This window comes from Mesorhizobium sp. LNHC221B00 (assembly GCF_000502935.1).
GTDB classification, from domain to species: Bacteria; Pseudomonadota; Alphaproteobacteria; order Rhizobiales; family Rhizobiaceae; genus Mesorhizobium; species Mesorhizobium opportunistum.
On record NZ_AYWR01000003.1, the window covers coordinates 296,666 to 318,587 of the forward strand.

21 protein-coding genes are annotated in these 21,922 nt (G+C 61.4%); 8 read left to right on the plus strand and 13 right to left on the minus strand.

Annotated features, from left to right (window positions below):
- Nucleotides 1-319: 319 nt before the first annotated feature.
- From X741_RS160750 to X741_RS160730, 5 genes are read right to left on the minus strand one after another with little or no spacing between them, the layout of a single operon-like run.
- Nucleotides 320-1,516, minus strand: a complete 1,197-nt coding sequence (locus X741_RS160750) for a mandelate racemase/muconate lactonizing enzyme family protein (protein ID WP_023776575.1) — start codon at nucleotides 1,514-1,516, stop codon at nucleotides 320-322.
- Between the two features lie 8 nt (nucleotides 1,517-1,524).
- Nucleotides 1,525-1,851, minus strand: a complete 327-nt coding sequence (locus X741_RS160745; RefSeq protein ID WP_023776576.1) for an NIPSNAP family protein — start codon at nucleotides 1,849-1,851, stop codon at nucleotides 1,525-1,527.
- Nucleotides 1,852-1,896: 45 nt separating this feature from the next.
- On the minus strand, nucleotides 1,897-3,255 hold the full coding sequence (locus tag X741_RS160740; RefSeq protein WP_023776577.1) for a mandelate racemase/muconate lactonizing enzyme family protein: 1,359 nt from the start codon (nucleotides 3,253-3,255) through the stop codon (nucleotides 1,897-1,899).
- Nucleotides 3,256-3,315: 60 nt separating this feature from the next.
- Entirely contained in the window at nucleotides 3,316-4,482 is a 1,167-nt protein-coding gene (locus tag X741_RS160735) for a mandelate racemase/muconate lactonizing enzyme family protein (RefSeq protein WP_023776578.1), read from the minus strand.
- A gap of 57 nt (nucleotides 4,483-4,539) precedes the next feature.
- Nucleotides 4,540-5,250: a GntR family transcriptional regulator gene (locus X741_RS160730; protein WP_023767762.1), complete on the minus strand. Its 711-nt coding sequence runs from the start codon at nucleotides 5,248-5,250 to the stop codon at nucleotides 4,540-4,542.
- Nucleotides 5,251-5,435: 185 nt separating this feature from the next.
- On the opposite strand from X741_RS160730, the gene X741_RS160725 reads away from it, so the two are divergent.
- From X741_RS160725 to X741_RS160700, 6 genes are all read left to right on the plus strand, one after another.
- On the plus strand, nucleotides 5,436-6,917 hold the full coding sequence (locus X741_RS160725) for a sugar ABC transporter substrate-binding protein (protein ID WP_031249812.1): 1,482 nt from the start codon (nucleotides 5,436-5,438) through the stop codon (nucleotides 6,915-6,917).
- Nucleotides 6,918-6,993: 76 nt separating this feature from the next.
- Nucleotides 6,994-7,941, plus strand: coding sequence for a sugar ABC transporter permease (locus tag X741_RS160720; RefSeq protein WP_023776580.1), 948 nt, complete (start codon nucleotides 6,994-6,996; stop codon nucleotides 7,939-7,941).
- Nucleotides 7,938-8,828, plus strand: a complete 891-nt coding sequence (locus tag X741_RS160715; RefSeq protein ID WP_023776581.1) for a carbohydrate ABC transporter permease — start codon at nucleotides 7,938-7,940, stop codon at nucleotides 8,826-8,828. The genes X741_RS160720 and X741_RS160715 overlap by 4 nt, the downstream gene beginning before the upstream one ends.
- A gap of 9 nt (nucleotides 8,829-8,837) precedes the next feature.
- Nucleotides 8,838-9,935, plus strand: a complete 1,098-nt coding sequence (locus tag X741_RS160710; RefSeq protein WP_023776582.1) for an ABC transporter ATP-binding protein — start codon at nucleotides 8,838-8,840, stop codon at nucleotides 9,933-9,935.
- Between the two features lie 42 nt (nucleotides 9,936-9,977).
- Nucleotides 9,978-11,141 carry a mandelate racemase/muconate lactonizing enzyme family protein gene (locus tag X741_RS160705; RefSeq protein WP_023776583.1) on the plus strand — a complete coding sequence of 388 codons (1,164 nt, stop codon included), beginning with the start codon at nucleotides 9,978-9,980 and terminating at the stop codon, nucleotides 11,139-11,141.
- Between the two features lie 23 nt (nucleotides 11,142-11,164).
- Entirely contained in the window at nucleotides 11,165-11,908 is a 744-nt protein-coding gene (locus X741_RS160700) for a ribonuclease activity regulator RraA (protein ID WP_023776584.1), read from the plus strand.
- Between the two features lie 186 nt (nucleotides 11,909-12,094).
- Here X741_RS160700 and X741_RS160695 read toward each other — a convergent pair whose 3' ends face one another.
- From X741_RS160695 to X741_RS160665, 7 genes are all read right to left on the minus strand, one after another.
- A complete protein-coding gene (locus X741_RS160695; RefSeq protein WP_023776585.1) occupies nucleotides 12,095-13,285 on the minus strand; it encodes an NADH-quinone oxidoreductase subunit D in 1,191 nt (396 codons plus the stop codon).
- Between the two features lie 73 nt (nucleotides 13,286-13,358).
- Complete coding sequence (locus tag X741_RS160690; protein WP_023776586.1) at nucleotides 13,359-13,754, minus strand: hypothetical protein; 396 nt, start codon at nucleotides 13,752-13,754, stop codon at nucleotides 13,359-13,361.
- 128 nt (nucleotides 13,755-13,882) lie between these two features.
- Nucleotides 13,883-15,469, minus strand: coding sequence for a DHA2 family efflux MFS transporter permease subunit (locus tag X741_RS160685; RefSeq protein WP_023776587.1), 1,587 nt, complete (start codon nucleotides 15,467-15,469; stop codon nucleotides 13,883-13,885).
- Nucleotides 15,470-15,477: 8 nt separating this feature from the next.
- Nucleotides 15,478-16,671 (minus strand): HlyD family secretion protein, encoded by a 1,194-nt coding sequence (locus X741_RS160680; protein WP_031249814.1) that lies wholly within the window; start codon nucleotides 16,669-16,671, stop codon nucleotides 15,478-15,480.
- A 104-nt stretch (nucleotides 16,672-16,775) separates the two neighbouring features.
- On the minus strand, nucleotides 16,776-18,488 hold the full coding sequence (locus tag X741_RS160675; RefSeq protein WP_023776589.1) for an HAD-IIB family hydrolase: 1,713 nt from the start codon (nucleotides 18,486-18,488) through the stop codon (nucleotides 16,776-16,778).
- Between the two features lie 272 nt (nucleotides 18,489-18,760).
- Nucleotides 18,761-19,198: a GFA family protein gene (locus tag X741_RS160670; RefSeq protein ID WP_023776590.1), complete on the minus strand. Its 438-nt coding sequence runs from the start codon at nucleotides 19,196-19,198 to the stop codon at nucleotides 18,761-18,763.
- Between the two features lie 89 nt (nucleotides 19,199-19,287).
- On the minus strand, nucleotides 19,288-19,587 hold the full coding sequence (locus tag X741_RS160665) for a PRC-barrel domain-containing protein (RefSeq protein ID WP_023776591.1): 300 nt from the start codon (nucleotides 19,585-19,587) through the stop codon (nucleotides 19,288-19,290).
- Nucleotides 19,588-19,804: 217 nt separating this feature from the next.
- Between X741_RS160665 and X741_RS1000000170285 the strand changes: the two genes are divergently transcribed.
- Together X741_RS1000000170285 and X741_RS160660 are read left to right on the plus strand one after the other, a co-directional pair.
- Nucleotides 19,805-19,969 (plus strand): hypothetical protein, encoded by a 165-nt coding sequence (locus X741_RS1000000170285; protein WP_023767776.1) that lies wholly within the window; start codon nucleotides 19,805-19,807, stop codon nucleotides 19,967-19,969.
- 134 nt (nucleotides 19,970-20,103) lie between these two features.
- A complete protein-coding gene (locus tag X741_RS160660) occupies nucleotides 20,104-20,886 on the plus strand; it encodes a Crp/Fnr family transcriptional regulator (protein ID WP_031249815.1) in 783 nt (260 codons plus the stop codon).
- Between the two features lie 297 nt (nucleotides 20,887-21,183).
- Here X741_RS160660 and X741_RS160655 read toward each other — a convergent pair whose 3' ends face one another.
- Entirely contained in the window at nucleotides 21,184-21,915 is a 732-nt protein-coding gene (locus X741_RS160655; RefSeq protein WP_023776593.1) for a GGDEF domain-containing protein, read from the minus strand.
- Nucleotides 21,916-21,922: the final 7 nt, after the last annotated feature.

The window sequence follows — 21,922 nt, forward strand, 5'->3', positions numbered from 1 at the left end:
CGTTCACCAGAAATGATCAGATTATACTAGAATGTAAATCGCGCTGCATCCAATGCGAGCCGTGGTTCGTCGACGATGGAAGGGGTTGCGCAGTCGCAATAGTCGCTATCCGCAGTGAGGAATTCGACCCGCAAGGGAAGGCTTGCACCGAGCCGCATGCCGATAGGCGAGCACTCCGGCCGAAGGCGGATCGCGCTCAGCCGGGCCGCCTGCTCCATCTTCCGCGGCGACTTGCGTGATTTGGCTGCATAGCCGGGTGTGGCGGATCCAGGATGCAGCCGACGAGGGTCGCATCTGCAAAGGTTCGCGCTGCGGGCATTCAATCGAAGAAGCCGGCGTCCTCTTCCTTGAGGTATTTCTTCGCGCCCACGGCATCGATGTCGAGGCCCAATCCGGGGGCCTCGAGCAGGTCGATCATCGAGTCCTTCACGATCTGCGTCGGCAGGCCAACAACGATATCCTCCCACCAGGGGTCGGAGGCGCTGGGATATTCGAAGGCGATATAGTTGGCGGGCAGTGTGGCGCAGACGTTGATCAGCGCGCCGAGGCCCAGCAGACCGTTTGCCGTGCCATGCGGCGCCATCATGATCGAATGCATGTAGGCATGCTCGGCCACCCATTTGAGCTCGGCGATGCCGCCGATATCGGCGGGGTCCGGGCCGATGACGCGGACCGCCTGTGTTTCGATCAGTTCCTTGAAATTATGGCGCAGGTAGATCTGCTCTCCCGTGTGGATGGGGGTGGAAGTGGATGTCGTGAGTTCGCGGTAGGCCTGCGGATTGACCCATGGCACGTAGTCGCCCGTCAGCATGTCCTCGAGCCACATGAGATTGTATTTTTCCACCGCCTGCGCGAAGCGGATTGCGTCCGGCAGGAACCAGCCCGGGCCGCAATCCAGGGCAAGGGAGACCTTTTCGCCGAGCACCTCCTTCATGGCGATGACGCATTCGACCATGTGCGCCATGCCGCGCTCGCTGATCTGCCCTTGGTCCATAGCGCCGTGATAGGTCGGCGGCTGGCGGACACCGTAGTGGAAGTCGGGCACGCTGGTCTTCATGTTGGAGTGGAAGGAGATGCCTTGCTTGACCATGAAGAAGTTTTCCGGCCGCTCCATCATCCATTTGACGTCGGCCGCGTAGTCCTCGGGTCTGTCCCCGGTGCGCTTCTTGCGGATGGAGCCGTTATAGACCCGGACCTTGTCACGCACCTTGCCACCGAGCAGCTTGTAGACCGGAACGCCTGCCGCCTTGCCGGCGACGTCCCAGAGTGCGTGCTCGATGGCACTGACGGCGGCGCCGTAGGGCTTGAACGAACCGCGTTGGCGGATCTTCAGCATGCAGCGTTCGACATCGGTCGGGTCTTCACCGATCAGTGCGTCGCGAAAATGCAGAACCCAGGGCTTGAGATAGGGCTTGGTGTACTCGACCTCGCCCAGGCCATGGAGGCCCTCGTCAGTGACGACGCGGACGATGGGGTGCTTGCCGATGACGGCGCACCGGAGATCGGTGATCTTCATGATGTCCTCTATTTCACCGACGAGAAGGCGGTTGGCGCGAGAAACTGGCTGGAAATATTTGCCAGGATCGGGCCGTCGCGCTCGGACTCGTCGCGGACCTTGAGCCATGCCGGATCGGTGGTGAAGGCCTTCCATTTCATCTCGCGCTCGGCAAGGGATTCCCAGGCGACGAAATAGGTCAGTCGATTGCTGCTTTCGCCGACCACAGTGGTGAAGAACCCGGCCTGGCGAATGCCGTGCCTATCCCACAGCGCCAAGGTATGGTCGTTAAAGCGCTTGAGCAGCGCCGGCAACTGGCCCGGCAGGCAGTCGTAAATGCGAAGTTCGTAGATCATGGTCGATCCTTGTGTTCATCTCTCCCTCCTGGAAGAGGTGTAGAGTCAGCTCCAGGTCCGATCCCAGGAGTATTCGTCATCCCAGTGATCGGTCGGCTGCCAAATACCTTTGACGCCTTCCTGCAGGTGCTGGCTGATGACTTCATCGACCACGTCGTCGATGCCCAGCCCCGGCTTGTCCGGCACGGTGATGAACCCGTCCTTGACCAGCGGTTTGGGCAAGCCCGTGACGATATCGTCCCACCAGTCCACTTCGACGCTGTGATATTCGAGCGCCATGAAGTTTTCCGTGGCCACCGCGACATGCGCGGCGGCCATTGCGGCGATCGGGCTTTCCGCCATGTGGATGGCCATGGCGACGCCATGGTCCTGCGCCGCGTCGCCGATCTTCTTGGTCTCGAGGATGCCGCCCGAGGTAAGCAGGTCCGGATGGATGACCGAGATGCCCGCCTTGAGCAGCGGCTCGAAGCCTTCCTTGAGGTAGATGTCCTCGCCCGTGCAGATCGGCACCGAAGTCGCCTGCTGCAGCTGCCGATACTGCTCGGTGTACTGCCAGGGGATCACGTCCTCGAGCCAGGCCGGGGCATATTTCTCGATCCGCCGGGCGAGGCGGATGCCGTCCTGCAGCGAGATGTGGCCGACATGGTCGATGGCGAGCGGGATTTCGTAGCCGATCACCTCGCGGACCTCGTGGATATATCGGTCGAGTAGGTCGATGCCCTTTTCGGTGAAGTGGAGGCCGGTGAAGGGATGCTGCACGTTCTGCGCGTCATAGGCGGCGTTGCGCGCCCGGCGCTCGTCCAGCGTACGTGCCCGGCCGCGAGCGGCGTGCCCGCGGAAACCATCGAGCACGCCAGCCGGCGCGACCACCGCGCCTGGGATGTGGGAGATCTGCGTCAGCCCGAGGTCCATCTTGAGGAAGGTAAAACCGAGATCCATCCGCGCCTTGAGCCGCTTGCCGGTCTCGGTGCCGCTAGGCTTCTCCGCGTCGGTATCGCAATAGACACGCACCTTGTCGCGGAACCGTCCCCCGAGCATCTGGTAGATCGGCACGCCATAGGCCTTGCCGGCAAGGTCCCAAAGCGCGATCTCGACCGCCGAGACACCGCCACCCTGCCGCCCGTGGCCGCCAAATTGCTTGATGCGGCGGAACAGCCGGTCGACGTCGCAGGGGTTCTCGCCCAGCAACCGGCTCTTGAGCATCAGCGCATAGGTCGCGCTGGCGCCGTCGCGCACTTCGCCAAGGCCGACAATGCCCTGATTGGTGTAGATCTTGATGAGCGCCGAAGTGAACGGCGCGCCGACGATCTCGGCGACGCGCAGATCGGTGATGCGCAGGTCGGAGGGTTTGGAGTTCGTGTTGACCCGATTGAGAGCCTCGCCGGCTCCGTCCGTCTTTGGCATGACTTGTCCTCGTTCTGGTCGGGGCTTGTCGCCCCAAACGCTGGCCGGCATGAAGCCTTGCTAGCTCAGCTCAATCTCATGGGCCTGCAAGTAGTCGCGGTTCATCTCGACACCGAGGCCAGGCTTCGCCGTCAGCTTGAGGCTGCCGTTCGAAACGTCGAGCGGTCTGTCGATGAGGTGATCGTATTTGCCCAGGTTCCACTCCGACGTTTCGAGCTTGTAGAAGTTGGGAACGGTCATCATCACCTGCGCTCCCGCAACCACGTTGATCGGGCCCGCGGCGTCATGTGGCGAGACCGGGATGTAGTAGGCCTCGCAGAGGGCTGAAATCTTTTTGAGCTCGGTAATGCCGCCAGTCCAGGTGACATCCGGCATGATGTAGTCGGCGAGCCTGTTCTCGAGTACCGGCACGAAATCCCATTTCGTGTGGCCGCGCTCACCCCATGAGATGGCGGCACTGACCTTCTCACGCACCTGCTTGAGGGCATTCAGGCTCTCGGGCGGACAAGGCTCCTCAAACCAGTCGATCTGGCCGGCTTCCTCGAGGCTCCGGCAGAGGCGAATGGCGGTGGGGACGTCGAAGCGGCCATGCGCATCGATGAGGATGTCGACGTCAGGGCCTGCCGTTTCGCGGATCAGCGCCGTAAGTTCGGCCGCTTCGCGCTCGTCCTTGCGGGTCATGCTGCCGTCGAGATAGCCGTCCCGCTGTTCACGCGCCAAGCCATCGGCGGTCCGACCCTGGTGGGGGAAGGGATCGAACTTTAGCCCGGTATGTCCGGATTCGACGATGTCCAGGATTTCGCGGACCACCGCGTCCTTGCTGGTGAACTTGGCCTGGTTGGGATGAGTGTAGAGAGCGATTTCATCACGCACCGGCCCGCCCAGCAACTCGTAGATCGGTTTGCCCAAGACTTTGCCCCGGATGTCCCATAGCGCTATGTCGATGGCGCTCACGCATTCGACGGCGGCGCCGCGGCTGCCCATATAGGTGAAGCTGCGGAAAATCTTGTGCCAGAGATGCTCGATACGCGCAGGATCCTCACCTGTCATGGCGACACCGATCTGCCGCAGGATCGTGCAAAGAGCGCGGTTGGCGAGTCTGGTCGTGGTGGTGATTTCTCCCCAGCCGCTTACCCCTTCGTCGGTCGTCACCTCGACGAACAGGTACTCTCCCCAATAGGAAGCATCGGACTTGATCAGCCACGGCCGAACGCTGGTGATTTTCATCTCAACTCCCTTTGTCTGAAATGTCAGGGCACGATGTTCTGGACTTGAGCTCTCGTCCTATCCGGCCCGAGCGGCGTTGCGCGCACGCATCTGTTCGAGAACATGCCGGCCGGAACCCTCGACATGGCGGGAGACGAGTTCGGCCGCCTTGTCGGCTTCTCCCGCCTTCACCAGCGCAATGAGTTCGCGGTGCTCGCGCATGATTGCGGCCCGCCGGGCGAGCGTGAAATTGAAACGCCTGCTCACGGCTCGCAGCACTTCGCGATGCTTCCACCAAAGCTCGGCGGCATGGCGGTTGTAGTGCCGCTGGTACATCACGGTGTGGAAGGCGGTATCCAGCTCGCTGTGCCTGAACGTGTCGGCGAAGTTGTTCTCTTCGATCAAGCCCTGGAGACGTTCGAGTTCGGCGATGTCCTCACCGGTGGCCATATTCACAAACCATCGCGTCAGCGCCGGCTCGATCAAGACACCGATCTCGTAGATATCGCGGACGAAATCCTGATCTATGGGTCGCACGCGCGCCCCGCGGTTGGCGACGAAGGTGACAAAGCCCTCCCCACGCAACAGCTGCAGCGCCTCGCGCACGGGATTGGTCGAAGTCCCGTGGCGCCGGGCGAGATCGGTGACCACAAGCCGCTCGTTGGCGGCGAGCCGTCCCTCGATGATGTCTTCCCTGATCCGCTCATAAAGCGAGGCGCCCTCGCTCGAAGCCCCGATGGGATCGATCCCATCGGGTGGCATGGCTTTGAAATCAGCTATTTCGGCCAAGGCCGGCTCCTCAGGTCAATACATTCTTTGCCGGATATCACACACGGCTTTCACAAACAATGTACGATCCTGTGCGTTGACAGACAAACAACGATCTGAAAACGTACTAAATGGTCGAGAGGGTACACCCGTGCCGAAAAAGGGCATCCTCGCGATCGCAGGGCGGAGAACCAGGGAGGATACCTATGACGAGAATTACGCTCGGCAGTGCGGTCCTGCGCGGCACTGTCGTCGGTGTTTTGACGGCATCGCTGATGTCCACATCGGCGCTTGGTGCGCCGCCGGTCGACCTGAGCAAGTGGTCGCCGGAGTATGTGCGCTCGATTGCAGGCACACAGGAGTTCGACACCGCCGCCGATTGCGGCAAGGTCACCCCGCTCGATTACAAGGGACGACTGACGTTCTGGTATCAGGGCGTCTTCGAGGGCGACCCCGATCTCCTGCGCCAGTACTACAAGGATTTCTTCGCGACCTTCCGCAAGACCTATCCGAACATCCAGCTTGAGGATCAGGCGCTCACCTATAACGATCTCCTGGACAAGTTCCGCACGGCGCTCCTTGGCAATGCAGCGCCAATGGCGGTCCGCTTGCAGATCCTGGGTGGCACCGAGTTCGCCTCGAAGGGCTATCTGGAGCCGCTCAAGCCCGAGGATGTCGGATATTCGACCGAGGATTTCTGGCCCGGCGCCATGAAAGCCGTGACCTGGGACGGTGTGACCTACGGCATCCCAACCAACAATGAAACCATGGCGTTCATCTGGAATGCCGACATTTTCAAGCGCGCGGGTCTCGATCCGGACAAGGCTCCGGCAACTTGGGACGACGTCGTGAAGTACTCCAAGCAGATCCACGACAAGCTCGGCATCGCCGGTTACGGGCTCGTGGCGCGCAAGAATGCCGGCAATACCCCGTACCGCTTCATGCCTCAGTTGTGGGCCTATGGCGGCGGCGTCTTCGACGAAGCCAGAGCGAACCCGACCTATAAGCAGATCGAGCTCGACAGCCCGCAGAGCAAGGCCGCGCTGCAAGCCTCTTACGACATGTATGTCCGCGACAAGTCGGTTCCGGTTTCGGCGCTCACCAACCAACAGGCCGACAACCAGCCGCTGTTCCTCGCCGGCCAGCTCGGCATGATGATCTCGCACCCGTCCGATTACAATGTCATGCTCGATCTGCAGGCGAAGGCGACGGGCGCCGACAAGGACAAGGCGCAGACCGTCATCGACAATATGCGCTACGGGCTGATTCCGACCGGTCCCGACGGCAAGCGCGCCGTCGTGTTCGGCGGCTCGAACATCCACATCCTGAAGCCCGAATATGTCGAGGGCGGCAAGGTTGACGAACCGGCTGCGAAGGCCATCATCTGCATGTGGACCAGTCCCGAATGGTCACTGAAAATGGCCTATGCGGGTTCGAACCCGGGCAACCTTAACGGCTTCAAGACCAAATGGATGAAGGAGCGTCTGGACAGCATCAAGTTCCTCGACGTCACGACCTCCATGCTGCCATACGGCATCCCGTTCCCGGCGCTGCCGCAATCTCCCGAGATCATGAACATCATCGTCCCGGACATGCTCCAGAATGCCCTCACCGGAGCAATGACCGTCGACCAGGCAGCCGACGACGCGGCCAAGAAGGTGAAAGACCTGATGGGCGGCGGACTCTAGCCGAAGCCTGACCTGCGATCTTGCCGGTTGCGCCCGGAGCGCAACCGGTTCTTTCCGAAAACAAGGGCCCGCCAAAGTGACGATCGTGACCGGCAAGAGCGGGGCTCGCGGGAGATTGCGACCCCTGCTGCGCAAGATTTGGGAGCATCGCGCCGACTACGCGTACGTGCTTCCCGCGATTGCCGTCATGCTGATCGTCATCGCCTATCCGATCTACTACACGATCGAACTGTCGTTCTTCAACACGCCGCCTGGCCTGCAGCTCCGCGACAAGATCTTCATCGGCGTCGACAACTACACCGCCATCCTCACCAGCCCGGTGTTCTGGAAGGTCACCTCGAACACCCTTATCTGGACACTGGCATCCACCTTCCTCTCCTTTGTCCTGGGATTTGGCTGCGCGCTGGCCCTGCATCGCGACTTCATCGGTCGGGGGGTGCTGCGCGCTATCCTGATCATTCCCTGGGTCATCAGCGCCGTCGCCGCGTCCTACATCTGGAAGTGGATCTATCATTCGGACTTTGGGATCATCGGCGCCGTGCTGGTCGGCCTCGGATGGGCCGACCGGCCGCCGAATTTCATCGACAGCGTCAGCACGGTGCTGCCCTCCCTGATCGTCGTCAATATCTGGCGGGAGTTCCCGTTCGCCATGATCATGATGATGGCCGGTCTGCAGACCGTCCCGGACCAGTTGCTGCGCGCTGCAAAGGTCGACGGAGCCAGCGCATGGCAGCGCTTCTGGCACGTCACCTTCCCGCACCTTAGAAACGTCTCGACGGTGACGATCCTTCTTCTGGCAGTCGCCAACTTCAATTCCTTCATCATCCCCTGGATCATGACCGGCGGCGGGCCGTCGAACGCGTCGCATATCTGGATCACGCACATTTATGAGCTCGCCTTCGGCCGGCAGCGCTGGGGCGTCGCATCGGCCTACTCGGTGCTCCTGTTCTTCATTCTGATGACGCTCGGCTACTTTTACGTCCGCGCGCTAAGCGGAAACGACCGGAAGGATGAGAGCGCATGAGCACGATTGCCGAGACAGCCGCTCGAGGCCAGACCCGTCGCCGCATACGCGTCGACGGATGGCGTTGGAGCGGGCGCATCTTCCTCGTGTTCATGCTGCTCTACACCGCATTGCCGATGATCTGGATGCTGATCACCTCGATCAAGTCCGGCTTCGCGGCGATGCAATTCCCGCCGCAATGGTGGCCGGACGAGCCTACCCTCGCCAGCTACCAGAAGCTGCTCGATCCGCAGAACAGTGTCGGCCAGGACTTCCTCCGCTTCTTCTGGAACAGCCTTTACGTCTCCACTGCCACGACCGTCCTTTCGGTGATCGTGGCGGTTCCCGCGGCCTACGCCTTTTCGCGCTTCACCTTCCCGGGCCGGAACTTCCTGTTCTTCGCCGTCTTGCTTCGCAACATGTTCCCGGCGGTGATCTTTCTGGTGCCGCTCTTCATCCTGATGCGCGCGATCGGGCTGGTGAACACGCATGACTCGCTCATTCTCACCTACCTCACATTCGGACTGCCGTTGGCGATCTGGCTGCTCAAGGGCTTCTACGACAACATTCCGGTGCAGCTCGAGCAGGCAGCGCGCATCGACGGAGCGACGCGGTTCCAGGCCTTCATCCTGATCGTGATGCCACTCTCGGCACCAGGGATCATCGCCACCGCGATCTATTCCTTCATCGGCGCGTGGAACGAGTACATCTACGCCTACACCTTCCTCTCCAAGAACGAGCAGTTGACCCTGCCGGTCGGCATCCAGCGCTTCTTCTCGGAGAACACGACCGACTTTCCGGGTCTGATGGCGGCCAGCTTCATGATGAGCGTGCCCGTCGTGGTGCTGTTCCTCGTCCTGCAACGATACTTCGTACGCGCCCTTACAGAAGGCGCCGTCAAGCACTAGGAGTTGCCGATGGCCCACGTGGTCCTCAAAGATCTCGTCAAGACGTATGGCAGCTTCAAAGCCGTCAACGATGTTTCGCTGACGGTCAATGACGGCGAGTTCGTTGCACTCGTCGGCCCCTCAGGCTGCGGCAAGACGACCACGCTCAATCTCGTCGCCGGGCTGATCCCGGTCACATCCGGCGACATCGTCATCGGGGACCGGGTGGTCAACGACCTCGACCCCAAGGACCGGGACATCGCGATGGTGTTCCAGAACTACGCGCTCTACCCGCAGAAATCGGTCTACAAGAACCTGGCGTTCCCGCTGCAGATGCGCAGATTGCCCAAGGACGAGATCGACAGGAAGGTCAGGGAAGCCGCGCGCGTGCTCGACATGACGCAGTTGCTCGAGCGCAAGCCGCGCGAACTTTCAGGCGGACAACAGCAACGCGTGGCCCTGGGCCGCGCCCTCGTTCGAGATCCGGCGGTGTTCCTGATGGACGAACCGCTCTCCAACCTCGACGCCAAGCTGCGCGTGCAGATGCGGTCGGAGATCAAGCGCTTCCACCAGGATCTCAAGGCGACGATCGTCTATGTGACGCACGACCAGCTCGAGGCCGTGACCATGGCAGACAGGATGGCGGTGATGAACGGCGGATACCTGCAACAATACGATTCACCGGCGCAAGTTTTCGCACATCCAGCCAACATGTTCGTCGCGAGCTTCGTTGGCAGCCCTGCGATGAGCCTTATTCCACTGCAGGCGTCGACGGACAACGGCGACACCGTCCTTTCGAGCGCTGAAGGCTGGAGCCTTGAGCTGTCGCAACCCAACGCGCGCAAGGTCCAGGGAGCGACTAGCAGGAAGGTCGTTCTCGGTGCGCGACACTCGACCATCAAGCTGCACAAGAGCGCGGTGCACGGAGCCATTCCGGCCAAGGCCTATACGGTGGAACCAACCGGAGACATCACATTCGTGCAGGCGTTTCTCTCCGGTGCCATCGTCAACATCAGCGTGTCGCCCAACATCGCCGTCACACCCGACGAGCAGATTTGGCTCGAGTTCGATCAGGAGCGCATCCACCTGTTCGATGGCGAAACGGAGATGGCCCTCGAGGGCAACTGAGAGGGCGGGTTCATTGGGTGGGCTGCATTGGGGGTGGGCTGGATGACCGAGAAGTTTAAGATCACCGCGATCAAGCCCTATCCAGTCTGGGTGGGGACCCGCAACCAGATGCTGGTCAAGGTCGAGACCGATCAAGGCATCTTCGGCTGGGGTGAGAGCGGCTTGAGCGGTCGCGAGAAGGCAGTGGCCGGCGCGATCGAGCACTATCGTGAGTTTCTCATCGGCCGCGACACCATGCAGATCGGGCGGATCTGGCAGGAGGTTTATCGCAGCCAGTACTTCGAAGGCGGCCGCGTTCTGCAGGCAGCGATTTCCGCTATCGACATCGCCCTTCACGACATCAAGGGCAAGGCGCTGGGGGTGCCGGTCTACGAGCTGTTGGGCGGCAAGCAGCGCGACCGCGTCCCCACCTTCGCCTCGACTGGAGACGAAGCCGAGGGCGATGCTGCCATCGAGCGAGCCGACGAACTGTGCGCACAGGGTTGGCAGGCGATCCGCTTCTTCCCCGTAGGGCAAAGCAGCAAGGATATCTTCGAGCCGCGCGAGTCGATCGGGGCAACCGCGCATATGCTGAACAGAGCGCGCGAGGCGCTGGGCGGCGATGTCGTCCTCGGCATCGATTATCACCATCGGCTGTCGGTGGCCGAGGCGGCGAGCTTCTGCAACAAGCTCGGCCGCGGCGTGCTTGATTTCCTTGAGGAGCCGATACGGGCCGAGACGCCGGAGGCCTACGAATCCCTGCGCACCATGACCGACATCCCCTTTGCCATCGGCGAGGAATTTGCCAGCAAATGGGATTTCCTGCCCTACATCGAGCGCGGCATCCACCAGTTCAACCGGATCGATGTCTGCAATGTCGGCGGGCTCACCGAGGCGATGAAAGTCGCCGGCTGGAGCGAGGCGCATTATGTGGACCTGATGCCGCACAATCCGCTTGGTCCGGTGTGCACTGCCGCGACCGTGCATCTCGCCGCCGCGGTACCGAACTTCGCATGGCTCGAGACCAGGGCGCCCGAAAGAAAGCTGGGCTTCGACAATTCCGATTTCTTCCCCGTGCAACCACGGCTCGACGGCCCGGATTACCCGGTCGGCGATCTGCCGGGGCTCGGCATCGAAGTCAACGAAGCGGCGGTCCAGGCGCAGAGCCTGCGCTTCTGGGAAGCGCCTCACCTCAAGCGCCGCGATGGTTCTGTTACGAACTGGTAATTCCCTGCAAACGGAGTCCGACAATGACGCATACTCCCGACATCACGAGGCCGCCCAAGGACCTGATCGACGCGCTAAGGGAGATCGGCGCCGCGACGGTTGCCGGCACGCTTGGCCACATGGGCTTCCGCAATCCGCACATGGTCGGTCCGGTGGCGCAGAACCACGGGAAGTCGATCGTCGGGCCGGCGCTGACGCTGCAATTCCTGCCGCAGCGGCCGGACCTTTTCAACGAGGGAGAATATGCCGATCCGGAGACGCAATTGCACCGGCACGTGCTCTATCACGCGCAGGAGGGTGATGTGGTCGTGGTCGACGCGCGCGGCGACATGAGTTCGGGCGTCTTTGGCGATATGATGTCGACCTATTTCAAGGGCAGGGGCGGAGCCGGCATCGTCATCGATGGGTGCATGCGCGACAGGCCCAATGTCGAGAAGCTCGATCTGCCCCTATGGCTGCGCGGCTGGACGCCCAACTATCATGTGCAGACCAGCATCTATCCGAATGCCGTCAATGTCCCGATTGCCTGCGGCGGTGTCACAGTGATCCCAGGAGATATTATCATCGCCGACGATGACGGAGTGGTGGTGCTTCCCGTCGCAATGGCCGCAAAGGTGATCGAAGAATCACGGAAGCATCACGATTGGGAGGAGTTCTCCAGAATGAAGCTCATGGAGGGCGCACCGCTGCAGCGCTACTACCCACTGCATGACGATGCCCAAGGCGAATATGAGGAGTGGCGCAAAACCAATCGCCCGGCGGATTGACCTTGGAATCCCGCATGGGCAGCTATCGGCCGTGCCGCTCGACGAGAACCACGAGCGCCCGGTCCGCGCCACCGGATCGATATGTGATCGCAGGCGCGTGATCGCAAGTTGAAGCAACCGGACAATTGATGACCCTCAGAGGGGCTGGGCACTATGACGAGCCAATGTACATGATCCGCGCACCGGTCAGCGATCGATCTCCCCAAACACGATATCCAGCGATCCGATGATCGCTGCAACATCGGCGATCATGTGTCCGCGGGACAGGAAATCCATCGCCTGCAGATGCGCAAAGGACGGCGCGCGGATCTTGCACCGATAGGGAACATTGCTGCCGTTCGAAACCAGATAGACGCCGAACTCGCCTTTCGGAGCCTCGGCCGCGGCGTAGACTTCTCCGGCCGGCACATGAAGCCCTTCGGTATAAAGTTTGAAATGCTGGATGGTCGCTTCCATCGACCGTTTCATCGTGGCGCGCCGCGGCGGCGTGATCTTCCGGTTCGGGACGGCCACGGGCCCTTGGCCTTCCGGTGACCGCAATTTATCCAGGCATTGTTTCATGATGCGGACCGACTGACGCATTTCCTCCATGCGAACGAGGTAGCGGTCATAGCAGTCTCCATTCTTGCCGACGGGAATGTCGAAATCCATTTCGGGATAACATTCGTACGGCTGTGCCTTGCGCAGGTCCCATGACGCTCCAGATCCACGCACCATCACACCGGAAAAACCCCACGCCCAGGCATCTTCCAGCCCGATCGCGCCGACATCGACATTGCGTTGCTTGAAAATACGGCTGCCGGTGAGCAAATCGTCGAGATTGTCGCAGACCTTGAGGAATGGGTCGCAGAAAGCCTGGATATCGTCCAGCAGCTTTGGCGGCAGGTCCTGGTGCACTCCGCCGATCCTGAAATAGTTCGCATGCATGCGGGCGCCGGAGGCACGCTCGTAAAAGACCATCAGCTTCTCGCGCTCCGCAAACCCCCAGAGCGGAGGGGTCAGCGCTCCGATGTCCATGGCTTGGGTCGTGACGTTGAGGAGATGTGACAGAAGCCGGCCTATTTCACAAAACAGGACGCGGATGAGCTGTCCGCGCCTGGGCACTGATATTTCGAGCAATTTCTCGGCGGCAAGGCAGAAGGCATGCTCCTGGTTCATCGGCGCGACATAGTCGAGCCGGTCGAAATAGGGCAGGGCCTGCAGATAGTTCTTGTACTCGATCAGTTTCTCGGTGCCGCGGTGAAGCAGCCCGATATGCGGATCGGCGCGATCGACGATCTCGCCATCGAGTTCGAGCACCAATCGAAGAACGCCGTGGGCGGAAGGATGCTGTGGTCCGAAATTGATGGTGAAGTTGCGAACGGCGGCTTCGGCCATGACGGCTCTCTGCAAGTGCGTTTACTGGCAAGTGCGTTTGTTGGTTCGCAGCGTGATCCTGTCGGCGCGCCGCTCAAGTCGTCGTCTGGATGATCAGCGTCAAAGTGCCATCGCCATCGATGTTTGCCGCGACGACCTGCGAGGAGTTAAGCCCGTTCGCCCTCAATGCCGAGCTTGCCTGAGGCGAAGCGTCGACGGAGTTTTGCAGCCGAAGCAAGTCTTGCGCACTGGTCTGATTGATCACGGCATCCGCCTGCGCCTTGATTTCTGCAGGCAAATCCTCGACCGCGACAACGGCGACGCCGGTGAAATTCAAATCAGGAGAGCCTTGATTGGGCAGCGTCTGCTCCGGTTGGACTTCCCCCTGCGGTGACGTCATCTGGGGGAGCTGCGGGGCGATGGTTTGCCCATGGATGGGCTGAGTGATGACCGCCCCGGAAAGTGCGATGGCTATCGTCAAAATCCGCATGGTCGCTCCTTCATCCTCTCGAGAGACATCGGAAGAAACCCCTATGCCGGGGGGATGGTTCCGCAACTCTGACCACATCGGGACGTTTTTGCCCGGCAAACGTCTGATGGGATTTGGGAGGAATGCGGCTAGCGCTTTTCGGCCTTCGGTGTTGGAGACCGCAGCAGCAGGGCGAGCGGCACCAGGACCGCCGTCGCTACCGCGCAATACCGAAATACATCGACATAGGCGAGCAATGAGGCCTGGCGTGCTATCAACTGCCCGATCCAGCCGATCGCCTGCTGTTTTGCCTCGACCATCGGCGAGCCCTGAGCCACGAAGTGCTCGGTTGCCTGACGCAGCACCTGCTGGTAGGCCGGCGACGACTGTGCCGTGTGGCCGACGAGGTGTGCCTGGTGGAGTTGCGCGTTTTGGGCGATCACCGTGTTGGACAAGGATACGCCGATGCTGCCGCCGATATTGCGGGCGACATTGATCAGCGCAGATGCCTGGTTGGTCTGCTGCGGCGCCAGACCGACATAGGCCGCGGTCGAAATGGGGATGAACAGGAACGGCAGGCCGATCATCAGGAAGACGCGCGCAAACGCAAAGAAGCGGAAGCTGGCGTCCGGGGTCAGCGCCGTCATATGCCACAGGGCGATGGCGACAACGGACATCCCCGCCATGATCAGATATTTTGGCTGGATGATGCTGCCGGCAAATCCGGAAATCGGCATCAGTATCAGCATGGCGATGCCACCCGGCATCATCGAGAGGCCCGATAGTGTCGCCGTATAGTCGAAGGCGGTCTGCTGCAGCTGCGGCATCAGCTGCGTGGTGCTGAACAGCACCGCGCCCACGGCCATCATCACCAGGAACGACGTGCCGAACTGGCGGCTGAACAGCAAGCGGATATCGACGATCGGATCGCGGTGGTTGAACTCCCAGGGGATCAGCAGCAGGAACGAGATCGCCGAAATCACCGCGAAGGTCGTGATGAAGGCCGACGCGAACCAATCGTTGCGTTGGCCTTCGTCGAGAAAGATTTCCAGACAGCCAAGCGCGGTTGCCACCAGAACGAACCCGACCCAGTCTATTCTGAGGCCACCCTTCAGCCGCTCCAGGCGTTCGCGTTCAAGCACATCCGGTTCCACGACCAGCCACTGCACCAGGGCCAATGACATGATGCCGAACGGGACGTTGATGAAGAAGATCCAATGCCAGGAGAAATGATCGGTCAGCCAGCCGCCGATGGTCGGCCCCACCGTCGGCGCGACGATGACGGCGATGCCGTAGAGCGCGAACGCCTGAGAGCGTTTTTCGGGCGGAAAGGTGTCGGCGAGGATCGACTGTTCGCTGGGCGCCATGCCACCGCCGCCGAGGCCCTGCAGGATCCTGAAGACGATGAGCATTTCCAGGTTGGGCGCCAGCCCGCACAGCAGCGATGCGATGGTGAAGGTCGCCACGCAAAGCATGTAGTAACGCTTGCGGCCGATCACGCTGGCCAGCCAGCCGCTGACCGGGATGATCACCGAATTCGCCACCAGATAGGTGGTGATCACCCAGGTGCTTTCATCCATCCCAGCCGCCAGGCTGCCGGCGATGTTGCGCAGCGCGACGTTGGCGATGGAGGTGTCGAGCACCAGCATAAAGGTGGCGATCGAGACGACGATTGCAATCAGCCAGGGATTGCGCCCACCGGCGGCGGATCTGCTTTCGCTTTGCGCGCCGGCCATCTCGCCACTCACCGCACCTTGACGGTCGGCACCACCGACAGGCCCGGTCCCAGCAGCACGCCGGGCGGTTTGTCGAAGACGATCTTGACCGGCACGCGCTGCACGACCTTGACGAAGTTGCCGGTGGCATTCTCGGCCGGCAGCAGGCTGAAGGCGGTGCCGCTGCCCGCCTGGATACTGTCGACGCGACCATGGAAGGATTTTTCAGGATAGGCGTCGATGTCGATGTCGACCGGCTGTCCAGGCCGCATCAGATCGAGCTGCGTTTCCTTGAAATTGGCCTTCACCCAGACCTCGTCGGGAACGAACATCATCAGCACCTGGCCGGGCTGGGCATAGGTGCCCTGGCCAACCGAGATGCTGGTTGCATGCCCGGCAACCGGCGCGGTGATTGCGGTGCGCGACAGCGTGGTGTGCGCTTGGTCCTGGCTCGCCTTGGCTTGATTGAGCTTGGCTTCGGCGCTCTTGTCCTGTGCCTGCAGGACCACGATCTGGCTCTTGGCGGCAGCCGCGTTGGCTTGGGCGCTGTCGAGAGCAGCCTGATCCTGACGCAGCGTTGAAGCGGCCTGCTGGGCCTGCTGCTGCGTGGCCGTGCCCTTGGCCAGGAGCTCGCGGTTGCGCTGATCCTCGGCCTTGGCGAAATCGAGCGCCGCCTGGGCCTGGGCCACCTGTTTCTGCGCGGCGTCGATCTTTGCGTTCTGTGCTTCGATTTGGGCTTGAACGTCGGCAATCTCGGCCTGTGCCGCGGCCACGCCTGCGTCTGCCTGTTTGAGGTTAGCCTGATAGTCGGCGTCGTCGATGCGCAACAGGATATCGCCCGCCTTGGCCGGCTGGTTGTCCGTTACGGCGACGTCGGTGACGCGACCCGATATCTCGGCGCCGATCGTCACCGTCCGGGCGTCTATGAAGGCGTCATCGGTCGATTCATACTGGCGCGCGTTCAGCCACCATAGGACGAGCCCCGCCGCGATCAGCAGCAGGACAATCAGGACGGCGATGGACAGGTAGGGACGCCGCCGCGGCAGGCTCAGCAGGCCAGGCTTCGCCTGCCCAGCGCTTTTGTCGCCCGCCTCATTCTCCGGGGCGTCGGTTCGCGCCGCAGCCCCTTTGCGTTTGGGCGATGGGCCTGGCTTCGTCCGGCTCGAAGCTTCGCGCGTTTTGTACGTTTCATCCGGTTCTTTTGTTTGGGTTTTCGCGTCCACGGGAAAACTCTCGAGCAAAGGGTGCCGCCCGCTTTGTGGAGCCGAGTCAACGGCAGCTGGCCGTAAAAGTTCCTGACGAAGGGTGCGACGGGCGCATTGCAGGTCTATTCTTCAGGTGCGGTGGCGGGGGCGGTGTAGCGGCGGCGCACGGCATTGAGCACCTGTTTGCGGCTCTCCTCGGCCGATAGCGTTTTGTCCTTCTCCGCTTCGGCGGTTTCGCGCGCCAGGTCCTTGTCCCTGATCTGGTTGCGGAACCATTTGGAATAGTCGCCGGCACGCAAGTGAAACTCCCAGGTCTTGTCGTCTATACCTTCGGCGATCTGGGCGAAAATCATCAGATTATGAGCCCTGAGGTTCATTGCATCGTCTGGTCCGTGGAAATAGAAGCTGCCCGCCTCATCGAGCTGGCCTTCGGCATATTTGCGGCTGTGCCGCTTCAGCGATTGGCGCGGCTCGACGACCTTGACCGTGGCGATTTTCTTGCGTTTCTGGGGCCGCCAGAACAACACCCGCTCGCCCTTGGGCGAGGACATGTCCTTTGGCGGGTCGATGCCGGTCTCGCGGCAGAAGACCTTCACGACGTCCTTCGCCTTGGGGCCAAGGGCAACAATGGCTGTTACCAGCCGCAGCGCATCGGTCGAGATCGCTTCGGGATGGACCGTGATCAAGACCGTGCCCGGCAATTCCAGTGACAGGACCGCACGCGTATCCTCGCGCCGCTTGGGAAGAAGATGGTGCGCTTCGTCGATGATCAGCCAGTGCGGTCTGGCCGTCCGGCGGCGGAAACTGCCGAGGTCGGGCAAAAGGTCGGCAAAGAAGTCCGGCCGCTCGTTGACGCGCAGCGCCAGCCCGTTGACGACGACATTGCTGTCGGCCTTGGCGATCAAGTCCAGCACTTGCGCTTTTGTCGGTGCGCTTGATCCATCGCCCATCCGCACGGCGCCCTCGAGGCCGTCATAGTCGCCCTCGGGATCGAACACGCAGAACTGAAATCCGCTCTCTACGAAGCGTTCCGTCAGCGCTGTGGCCAAGGTGGATTTGCCGATGCCCGAACTGCCGGCGATCAGCACCGTATCGGTCGGCGACAAATAGACATCGTCGCCGGCGACCGAGCCCAGAACAATGCCGTCATGCCGTCTCGAAACGATCTCGTGATCGCGTTTGATCAGTTTGTCGACCAGTTGCTCGACGCCTTTGCCGCGTGCGCCTGGCATCACCAGATCGGCGGTGTTCTTGACGGCGGGAATCGCGTTGTCCACGGCGACGCTGCAGCCGCAAGCTCGCAGGAAGGCATGGTCGTTTTCGGCGTCGCCGATGCCGACGACATTGTGTGGCGAGAGCCGAAGATCCTGAAGCGCGGCGATCAGTCCGGTGGCCTTGTTGATGCCGCTCGGCAGGACCATCACCGCGCCCTTGTTGAAGATGATTTCGAGCTCCAGGCCGGTCTCCTTGATGACGTCGAGAACGGTCGCCTGATGCGGCTCCCATGTTGCCACGATCGAGCGCCCCACCGAAAGCGGCTTGACGCCGAGCTTCTTCAGCCTGGCGACGAATTTGGGATCCGGCGCGGGCGAGATCGTCCGCTCTTCCTCGCTTGCCGGCGTGTAGATCAAGGCGCCATTTTCAGCGACCACTTTGTCGAACAGGCTGACTTCGGGAAAGACGCGTTTGAGATCGGGCAGTTCGCGTCCGGTGACCAGAACCAGCTTGCGGCCGCTCTTCTTGAACCGCTCCAGGGCAGCGAGCGTTTTCTTGGAGACGATCCCGTCATGAGCCAGCGTGCCGTCATAGTCAGTCGCCAGGGCGATGAAGTACATTCTGCCCACCTTTCATCGTTGCCAGGTTGCGTTGAACTCAGGCTAGAACGAATGATCGGGATAAAGGCTCCCATTCGCAGGAGCGCCGGGAATCATTGGTTAAAAGAGTGGGGGTGTCCTCGCCTCTGAGATCCGGGCGGTCTCGGAACTGATCGTCCGTGGCGCGTTTCAGATGCTCGACCTGTCGCCATTCAGTTACGAGCGCATACCGCGCAATGAACCCTTTCTGGAAGAAGCGGTGATCTCAGCATCGTCCCAGCGGCGCGGTCAGTCTACCTGTCACGTGGATTGCCGAATTTTGCGTCGCGCTTCCTCGAATAACGATCGATACGCGGCAGCTTGTCGTCGGATGCGACCCAAGGCAGCCTGAGTTCCCAATAGGCATGAGCTTGTGGGCGCAACCCTTCAGGTTTGTCGAAGAAGCCGATCGTCAGATAGAGTTCGTCCGGCAGGCCTTCGTCGCTGTAGCCGATGGAACTCCCGCAGTCGGGGCAGAAGGTGCGGACCACGCCGGGTGTCCTCGAAAAGCTTTTCGGAGTTCCCTTCAAAAGCCGGAATTGGTCGGGCCGATACCCGACCCAGACCGTGAGCGGGCCGCCGATAGCCCTACGGCAATCGTCGTCGTGATCGTAGCATATCCAGAAAGGCTCGCCGTCCATGACGGCGGCTATCGCCCCGCAGAAGCAAGTCCCGGTCTCGCGCCGCGTCATCCGTCACTCCATGGTGCCGAAGCATCTGCCGCGTTCCGATCTCCCGGGATTGGTCATGCGGCCGCTCCCGGGACAGGGTAAATCCCTGATCAGGCGTCGTGATGCTCGGGCATGTTCTTGAGCTGATCCTTGGTCCAGTTGGTCACCGCGTGGACATCGCCATCTTCATCGCGCATGAAATCCAACTGGCTCGCGGGGACGGCCACCGGCTTGGCGCCGATGCCGAGAAATCCGCCGACGTCGATCACCACCTGACTGCCGGCGCCGGAACCATGAACATGTGAAACGGTGCCGACCTTGTTGTCGTCAGCGTCGTAAATCGTGGCGTCTTCCAAGATGTCAGGCGTCAATTCTGCGCTCGTGAGGCGGACGTGATTGGTGTGATCCATCGGTCAAGTCTCCTGTTGGGACGGGATAGTTGAACCACCCAGCGAGGCAATCGTTCCGAACGATTTTGGTGGTCTCGGATGGATGGGCTGGAGAACCACCCGAATTGAGCCAAGGCCCGATTTGACTCGCCAAGGTCTGTACGAAATCGTACAAAGAGAAAATGGTTCGCGCGACGCTTGGGAAAGGCGATCGCGCTTTGGCCGGCACGAGGATGTCATGGCGAAAGAACCTGAGCGCCCGGGTCTGACGGCAGAGACGGTGCGTGCACTTGCACGGGATTCCGGCGCTACGGAGCAGCAGATACGCGAGATAATATCGCTGGTCGGGTTCGACCGCGCCTCCATCCTGCGCGAGGCTCGTCTTGCGGCGAAAGATGGATAGCCCGCGAAGCCGCGATTTTTCCACAGCAGTAAATGTCGGTTTTATACCAACGTGCTAGCCCTCCTAGTGCTGCGTGAAGCGCAGTCTATGGTTCGTCACCGTCCGCTCGTTCGACGGGCGCGGCCGGCTAAGAGATGCGAGTGCTCTTGCCCAAGGGAGAGAGTCTCGTGGATCACCAGATCCTGCAAGCCAAGAGCGAATTGTTGCGCCGGATGAGCGTGGACGATTTCGCGCGGCTGAAGCCGCATCTCCAGAGCGTCTTCCTGGATCTGCGCGCGCCGCTGGAAACCGCGGGTCAAAAGATTGAAGCCGTCTACTTTCTTGAAAGCGGGCTGGCATCGGTGGTGGCGAAGACATCGGCGAAGGCCGAAGCAGAAGTGGGCATAATCGGCTTCGAAGGAATGACCGGCTCGGCCTTGGTGATGGGAGACGACGAGGCGAACTTCGACTGCTACGTGCAGTCGACGAGTGAAGCGATCCGCATACCGGCTGCCCCATTCGTCGAAGCCCTGGAGGATAGCCCGACGTTGCGGCCGTTTCTGTTGCGCTATGTCCAATATCTTCACGTCCAGACCAGCTACACGGCAGCGATCAACGCGCGGCAAAGCCTGGAAGTTCGCCTGGCCAGGTGGCTTTTGATGTGCGGGGACCGCACTGTCGGCGACAGGCTCGTGATAACCCATGAATTTCTGTCCATCATGCTCGGCGTCAGACGCCCTGGAGTGACTGTCGGGCTGCAGATGATCGAGAGCTATGGCTATATCCGTGCCCGTCGCGGAGAAATCACGATCCGCAGTCGCGATGGCCTGCTGACGTTGGCGCGAGAGGCTTATGGATCACCCGAAGCCCAATACCGCCGGCTTGTCGGGGACTTGGGTTCAAAAAACCCCGCAAGGCAGGAACGGCCTCCCACGTAAGCGTTGAGGGAAGCGGGACGGGTGCGTGCCTGTCGGGACCGGCTCGGATCATTTTGCGAGTGGCCGACGCGATGATGCCGGTGAGACACCATTGCCTAAGCCCGCGTCGGCCACTGCGGCATGAATTGGGGATGCCGCGTGGCCAATCTAGCGTTCCGCAAAAAGCCTGCAACGAACGATCGAGCTTTGGTAAGAACTGTACATAGCCTGATAACGCATTGCATCCCGGGCAAATGGGTCACACGGTCTGTTCGATGCCGTGGAAATCGCGTGGTTGGCGGCCTGTCCCGCGATCGCTCAGAGACTCGCGACGGGTTCTGCGCCTGACAGTTGCTGTTCCGCCGAGCGGAACATGTCCTCGAATGCCAGCTCGGTTTCAAACACGGTGCTTCCGACACTGATCGCCAGGACGTCCTCGCTGCCCTTGGGCGCGAAATAGACCCGCGCGACGCCTGCCCGGATGCGCTCGCCAATGTCCTTGGCCTCGGCTTCGGTCGCACCCGGGAGGAAGACCCCGAACATCGATGTTCCTATGCGCCCCACCATATCCTCCTTGCGGACAGCGGACTGTATGGCCGAGGCAACGAGCCGCAAGGCCTCATCGCCCCAGCCGGGGCCGAAGCGCACATTGATGGATCGAAGATGCTCGGCGTGGATCACCAGGAAGGCGCCCGAGCGTGGCCCCGACGCCGACGGCCTGGCTGTGCGCCGCTCGATCATCGAGGTGAAAACCGGACCATTCAGGCAGCCTGTCACCCTGTCATAGGTTCCAGACCTGTTGAGTTCCCGCCGGTAGCCGCGGATCTGGGTCTGCATCCAGCCGATCAGCACGAAAAGCGGCAACCCAATGATCAGCGGCAACAGCACTGCGCTGACCATGCTGCGCCCGAACGGCGTCAGGGCATCGCTGAACAACAGCAGGTAGTTGAGGCCGACGGAGAGGCCAAGGCTCCCGACAGTTCCCAGAACGGTGAGCCAGGCGACGCTCTTCCACGCTGGGGCGGAGGCGTTCGCTGCGTTTTGTGCCATTGGCCAA

Bases quoted from the DNA above. Each gene is read 5' to 3' on its own strand.
- X741_RS160750 (WP_023776575.1), bottom strand. From the start codon at position 1,516: ATGAAGATCACCGATCTCCGGTGCGCCGTCATCGGCAAGCACCCCATC.
- X741_RS160745 (WP_023776576.1), bottom strand. From the start codon at position 1,851: ATGATCTACGAACTTCGCATTTACGACTGCCTGCCGGGCCAGTTGCCG.
- X741_RS160740 (WP_023776577.1), bottom strand. From the start codon at position 3,255: ATGCCAAAGACGGACGGAGCCGGCGAGGCTCTCAATCGGGTCAACACG.
- X741_RS160735 (WP_023776578.1), bottom strand. From the start codon at position 4,482: ATGAAAATCACCAGCGTTCGGCCGTGGCTGATCAAGTCCGATGCTTCC.
- X741_RS160725 (WP_031249812.1), top strand. From the start codon at position 5,436: ATGACGAGAATTACGCTCGGCAGTGCGGTCCTGCGCGGCACTGTCGTC.
- X741_RS160715 (WP_023776581.1), top strand. From the start codon at position 7,938: ATGAGCACGATTGCCGAGACAGCCGCTCGAGGCCAGACCCGTCGCCGC.
- X741_RS160710 (WP_023776582.1), top strand. From the start codon at position 8,838: ATGGCCCACGTGGTCCTCAAAGATCTCGTCAAGACGTATGGCAGCTTC.
- X741_RS160705 (WP_023776583.1), top strand. From the start codon at position 9,978: ATGACCGAGAAGTTTAAGATCACCGCGATCAAGCCCTATCCAGTCTGG.
- X741_RS160700 (WP_023776584.1), top strand. From the start codon at position 11,165: ATGACGCATACTCCCGACATCACGAGGCCGCCCAAGGACCTGATCGAC.
- X741_RS160695 (WP_023776585.1), bottom strand. From the start codon at position 13,285: ATGGCCGAAGCCGCCGTTCGCAACTTCACCATCAATTTCGGACCACAG.
- X741_RS160690 (WP_023776586.1), bottom strand. From the start codon at position 13,754: ATGCGGATTTTGACGATAGCCATCGCACTTTCCGGGGCGGTCATCACT.
- X741_RS160685 (WP_023776587.1), bottom strand. From the start codon at position 15,469: ATGGCCGGCGCGCAAAGCGAAAGCAGATCCGCCGCCGGTGGGCGCAAT.
- X741_RS160675 (WP_023776589.1), bottom strand. From the start codon at position 18,488: ATGTACTTCATCGCCCTGGCGACTGACTATGACGGCACGCTGGCTCAT.
- X741_RS160670 (WP_023776590.1), bottom strand. From the start codon at position 19,198: ATGACGCGGCGCGAGACCGGGACTTGCTTCTGCGGGGCGATAGCCGCC.
- X741_RS160665 (WP_023776591.1), bottom strand. From the start codon at position 19,587: ATGGATCACACCAATCACGTCCGCCTCACGAGCGCAGAATTGACGCCT.
- X741_RS1000000170285 (WP_023767776.1), top strand. From the start codon at position 19,805: ATGGCGAAAGAACCTGAGCGCCCGGGTCTGACGGCAGAGACGGTGCGT.
- X741_RS160660 (WP_031249815.1), top strand. From the start codon at position 20,104: ATGCGAGTGCTCTTGCCCAAGGGAGAGAGTCTCGTGGATCACCAGATC.
- X741_RS160655 (WP_023776593.1), bottom strand. From the start codon at position 21,915: ATGGCACAAAACGCAGCGAACGCCTCCGCCCCAGCGTGGAAGAGCGTC.